Origin of the sequence: Henriciella mobilis (genome assembly GCF_003576285.1) — a bacterium.
Classification (GTDB): Bacteria; Pseudomonadota; Alphaproteobacteria; order Caulobacterales; family Hyphomonadaceae; genus Henriciella; species Henriciella mobilis.
In genome coordinates, this window is the sequence record NZ_QWFX01000016.1 from 1 (window position 1) to 4952 (window position 4952).

At 51.8% G+C, this 4952-nt stretch carries 5 protein-coding genes; 4 read left to right on the forward strand and 1 reads right to left on the reverse strand.

Features of this window, described 5'->3' with window-relative positions:
- Positions 1-63 precede the first annotated feature (63 nt).
- Positions 64-1202 (reverse strand): IS3 family transposase gene (locus D1223_RS15435; RefSeq protein WP_119375279.1). Its coding sequence is split into 2 segments (ribosomal slippage): positions 64-944 and positions 944-1202, totalling 1140 coding nucleotides; the frame shifts between segments, so codons are not numbered across the junction.
- 147 nt (positions 1203-1349) lie between these two features.
- Here D1223_RS15435 and D1223_RS15440 point away from each other — a divergent pair.
- From D1223_RS15440 to D1223_RS15455, 4 genes are all read left to right on the forward strand, one after another.
- Positions 1350-2072, forward strand: a complete 723-nt coding sequence (locus D1223_RS15440) for a hypothetical protein (RefSeq protein WP_119377344.1) — start codon at positions 1350-1352, stop codon at positions 2070-2072.
- 129 nt (positions 2073-2201) lie between these two features.
- The gene (locus tag D1223_RS15445) at positions 2202-2423 is read left to right on the forward strand and encodes a helix-turn-helix domain-containing protein (protein WP_119377345.1); all 222 of its coding nucleotides are present in this window, start codon (positions 2202-2204) and stop codon (positions 2421-2423) included.
- Positions 2424-3071: 648 nt separating this feature from the next.
- Positions 3072-3278, forward strand: coding sequence for a hypothetical protein (locus tag D1223_RS15450; RefSeq protein ID WP_119377346.1), 207 nt, complete (start codon positions 3072-3074; stop codon positions 3276-3278).
- 215 nt (positions 3279-3493) lie between these two features.
- Positions 3494-4858 carry a hypothetical protein gene (locus tag D1223_RS15455; RefSeq protein ID WP_147372872.1) on the forward strand — a complete coding sequence of 455 codons (1365 nt, stop codon included), beginning with the start codon at positions 3494-3496 and terminating at the stop codon, positions 4856-4858.
- Positions 4859-4952: the final 94 nt, after the last annotated feature.

Sequence of the window (4952 nt, forward strand, 5' to 3'; positions counted from 1 at the left end):
TGCTCTGCCCCACAGGGGTGGTCCACCGGTAATGTTAGTCCGGCGGTTTCCACGTAGCGGCGTTCATGCCGCTACCTCGTCACAGTAAGGCGGTATGAACGCCGCGGGCAAGATGGTTTGTGGAGCGGGTGGCCGGTAGCCCAGAGAAGAGTGTGGGCGCGCGGTGTTGTAGTGCCGCCGCCAGGTTTCGATCAGGACTTTGGCCTCCCTGAGATCATAGAAGATCTCCCTCGCCAGCAACTCGTCCCTGAGCTTGGAGTTGAAGCTTTCGCAGTATCCGTTTTCCCATGGGCTTCCCGGTTCGATATAGAGCGTCTTCACGCCGATACGTGCCAGCCAGTCCCGTAGAGCTGTGGCGATGAACTCGGGGCCATTATCGGAGCGGATATGCTCCGGCGGGCCATGATGCACGAACAGCTCGCCCAGCGTGTCGAGCACATCACGCGAGTTGAGCTTGCGTTCGACGCGGATGGCGAGACATTCGCGGGTGAACTCATCTATGACGCACAGCATGCGGAACACCTTGCCGTCATGGGTGCGGTCCTGCACGAAGTCATATGACCAGACATGGCCCTTGTGCGCTGGCCGAAGTCTTACGCACGAACCGTCATTCAGCCAGAGGCGTCCACGTTTCGGTTGTTTCATTGGCACTTTCAGCCCCTCACGCCGCCAGATGCGATAGACGCGCTTCTCGTTCACATGCCAGCCATCCCGTCTCAGCAGGGCCGTGATCCGGCGGTAGCCATACCGGCCGAACCGTTCCGCCAGGGCGATGATGGCTGCTGTCAGCACATCCTCGTCCTGACGCGGCACGCGCGGCTTGCGCTGAGTGGAACGGTGCTGGCCGATCACACGGCAGGCCCGGCGCTCGGTTGCGCCGAGTGTCTCAACCACATGATCGACCGCTTCGCGTTTGCGTGAAGGGCTTAGAACTTTCCCTTGATGACTTCCTGAAGGATCTGGTTGTCGAGGGTCAGATCGGAGATCGCCCGGCGAAGCCGCGCATTCTCCTTCTCGATCTCCTTCATCCGCTTGGCCTGGCCAACCTGCAGCCCGCCATACTCCTTGCGCCACCGGTAGTAGGTCTGCTCCGTCACGCCGATCGAACGCACGGCCTGACCCGTCGTCTCACCGCGAGCAAGGCGCACCTCCACCTCCCGCAGCTTCGCAATAATCTCTTCAGGCGTAGATCTCTTGCCCATGTCTCAGCTCCATATCTGAAGCCGGAACTAACTCAAATAATGGACCACTTTTCAGGGAGCAGACCACTGCCGGAGTCATCTTCTCGCAATTCAGTTGCTCCAGGTCCGATCGTCGATGTATTGATCAACACTAGGCTCGGCCGTCGATTGGCGCAGAAATTTGAACCAGCCACTTACACAACTAACTACGACTTTGATGGGTTAGAACTTGAATCGTTCGCCGCTAATTTCATCGAAGTCATGCAGCGTTGCGACGAGTTTGTAGAAATCGAACTTTACGATTGCGCGTTGGAGTGTTTGCTTAGCAACTTATCAGCAGTCGAGAATAAAGATTCAATAGCTTATCCACCATCATCAATCGCTCATCTTTGGGAAAGTGATGACGAGGAGGATGAGCTTGATGTGATGTCGCGGAAAGCCATCGAAGAGCTTGAGGCGCAGCAACAACTTCAAAAGTCCTCTTCGAGAGATAGAACTGACGAAGCCACTAGGATACCTAATCGGTCATTTAGGTTTCCGGAGGAAGTCCTCCTAAGCCACTCAGCGATGCTGAATGCGGTGAAAGGCAGGTCAGTCGAATTCAGGGTCGATGATGGCTTCGCACTGAAAGCGGCACGTGCAGGTTTTCCCGTCAATCCGATAGCGACAATGTTCAGCTTTTTGATGCCTCTCTCATTGATTGCCTCTCTTCCAGTTGGCTGGTTCTTTGGTTGGCAATTTGGTTTGCTTTGCTTAGCCATAACTCCCGTTGCATTTGTCACGGCCAAGCGAATTATTCGCCGATCGATTGCGCGAAGTGCTTGGCGGAGTGAAGAACACTATGAGCTGCTGAATGACATCGGTGCGGTCTGGCTACGCGCAACTCGTTGAATACAAATTCCCACGACGAATACGCCTCCGGTCATGAGATTCGCAACCGTAAAGTGAACCCAATTCGCCCACAAAAACCGAAAAAAATTAGTGTACTAGGCTCCTTCGGCACTAACCGAAGGAGATCCCATGTCAGATGACGAAGACAAAGAATACCTGGACCTGCTAACGCCGGACGAGGTCTCAGAAATGCTCGGCGTGAAGACGCACCGCCTGGCGGAATGGCGGATGGGACAAGGGAACGTCAACATCTCGTACCTGAAGATCGGCAAATATGTTCGATATCGCAGGCGAGACATTCTCGATTTCCTGAAATCGCAGCGAAGAAATTACACGATCGAGAGAAAATAGTGGCTCGATTTGAGCGGTTTTAGCGGGGTTCCTGCGGGGTTCAGAGATGCTTGAGGACAAAATTCCTAATACACAGCTATCGCTGACAAGCTTGTAAGCCGTTGATTTTATAAGAAAAAAGAGTGGCACACCCGAGAGGATTCGAACCTCTGACCCCCAGATTCGTAGATTGGCGGTTTGTAATGAATCGTTTTTGAAGTCTGTTTTCATTGGGTTTTTTGGGGTCTCTGACCCCCAGACTCATTGTCGTTAATTGGCCGAGATTGCGTTGGGTATGGCTAACAAGGTCTGGGTTTGCAACGCAACTTTGCCGAGCCATTCTACAATCATCGATGATTTGGAATCCCGTTTAGCTATGACAGTCATTGGTGATTTTGACTGAAAACCGGATTGAAGGTATTTTCGTGTAATGCGGTGATTGCGTATCAAGTGCGGATCTTGACTTGGCAGGCAAAATACCATTGAATTTAACTCAATGACGGCGTTGCGGTCGACGCCATTGATTGACTGCACGAGCGAATGTCCGCATTATTGATAGAATACAAGATTTCCGGATAGACGCGCCGAAAGGTGCGTTTTTCGTATCTAGTGCCGACGAAGGCACTGATCTGCAGCCTTCGCAGTGAGAAGGTGTCATCGGAGCACGCGATGGATTCCATCTCCGCTGTGCTCGCTGTCATGGTGAAAGAGTTGTTCTCAACTCTGCTTCGGCCAAGCTTCTATGGCCACCTCACCAAAACCCGCAAAGGCAAGAGTCGGCGCACGACCTCGATTGAGGTCGCTGTGCCAGGCATCTTCCAAGTTAAGCGGAGCGTCAGCGAGATAAGCGAATGGGACGACAGCGAACACAATTAGTGCCGCATCGTTCTGACTGATTCAAAATGATCCCAGTCGGAAGGGAATTCGAGCGCATTCATCAATGTAATGTAATCGTATCACTAATTGCTCTTCGCAAGCGGTCGATAAAGTTGAGTGTGGTCTGTCTCGTCAGCTTTCCGACTCGACGACCGGGAAAAAGTCCGATTGTCTATGAAGTAAGCGCATGCAGAGTTCCAAGAGTGGGTGGTCTCATGAAAATACAAACGCGACGACGCACTCGCGAACCTTCAGTCTACTCTTTTGCTGCTTATTTACGCACCTGTACCGAGCAGGCCGCATTCGATTGGCTGAAACGCTATCGCGATCGATCTTTAGATTTTTCAGAGAGCTTTCACTTCCCACCGGAGGGTCCCGAGTGGGATCCAGTGATCGACAAACTCTTATTTCGTAGAAAATCTAGAATTGTTGACGCCGGCCTCGCGCAGTTTGGATGCTGCGAAAAAGTGCTTAGGCGTATGTATGCAGGCGATAATCACACACTAAAGGTGCTGGTATGTTCCAACCCTAACACTATTCATCTGCGGATTTCGAGAACCGGTCGACTTGAAGATACAATTGGCTGGCATGTGGTAAACTGCGGATCGCTAGCTGAAAAGAGAGCCTATCTCGGTAACGCTGCCCTCAGCTTTGAATTTATGAAGTCATGCCTCAGCGATGCCGACATTACAGCTGACGAGATCGCGCTGCGACTCTATTTTATCTCCTTCAACCCAATGTTTAGGTATGCCGCATCGGGCGGGAGCGTCGCCGAGGACTGGAGCCGCGAGTATATCGGCTTCCCTTGGTACGAATTGAAGGCGAGAATTGCCGAGCTAATTGTTTCCTTGCCTATCCAAGCCAATACAGCTCAAGCTGTCTGTAGTGTTTGCTCCCACTTCAATGCGGGATTGGATAATCACGTAAAAATTCCGGAAGAGGAGTGGCTGAACGCTATCAATCGGTGGACGAACCCGGACGCTAAGGGTGTCTCCAAGTGGGAAGATGAGCATATTGGAATTTGGCAGGGAGAGTCGGTGTCGCTCTCTACAACGCGTCACATGATACCTCTGGCTATTATCCCTGGACGCAGAGAGAATATGTTAGCCGAGAATGACGACGTTTTTCGCGGGTTTTGTCACAACGTCAGGGTTCTTGGCTTTTATAATGATATCCACTGGTCTGATCTGAATAGCGAAGAGTTCAAGCAGCGGCTGCAAGGCTTTTACGATCAACAGGGTTATGCTTCTTCGCCTTTCACGGACAACGAGCATTTCTGGAAAACCGCCGAGGGACGCGCGTTCATTTATCTCACGCTTACCAGCGACGAAAGGCCGTACTTCGAATATTGGGAAGCGAGGCGTCGTGAATCCAATCCAGAGTGGTTTCTCGATGTTTCAGAGGAAAAGCCAGAGGAAGAACAGGGATATGGCTTCGAAAACGTAAGAGAAGACTTGTTAGCAATCTATCACAGGCAATCCGCACTAGAGGCTCGATTAAGAACGCTTCGGGCCTGGCTTTTTCTCCTTGTTGCCTGCTCATTCGTGCTGCTCTATTTCGGATTTACGCTTCTCGACTAGGGAGCTGTCCAAAATAAACGCCCAATTCGCCTACAAAAATCGAAAAAAATTAGTGTACTAGGCTCCTTCGGCACTAACCGAAGGAGATCCCATG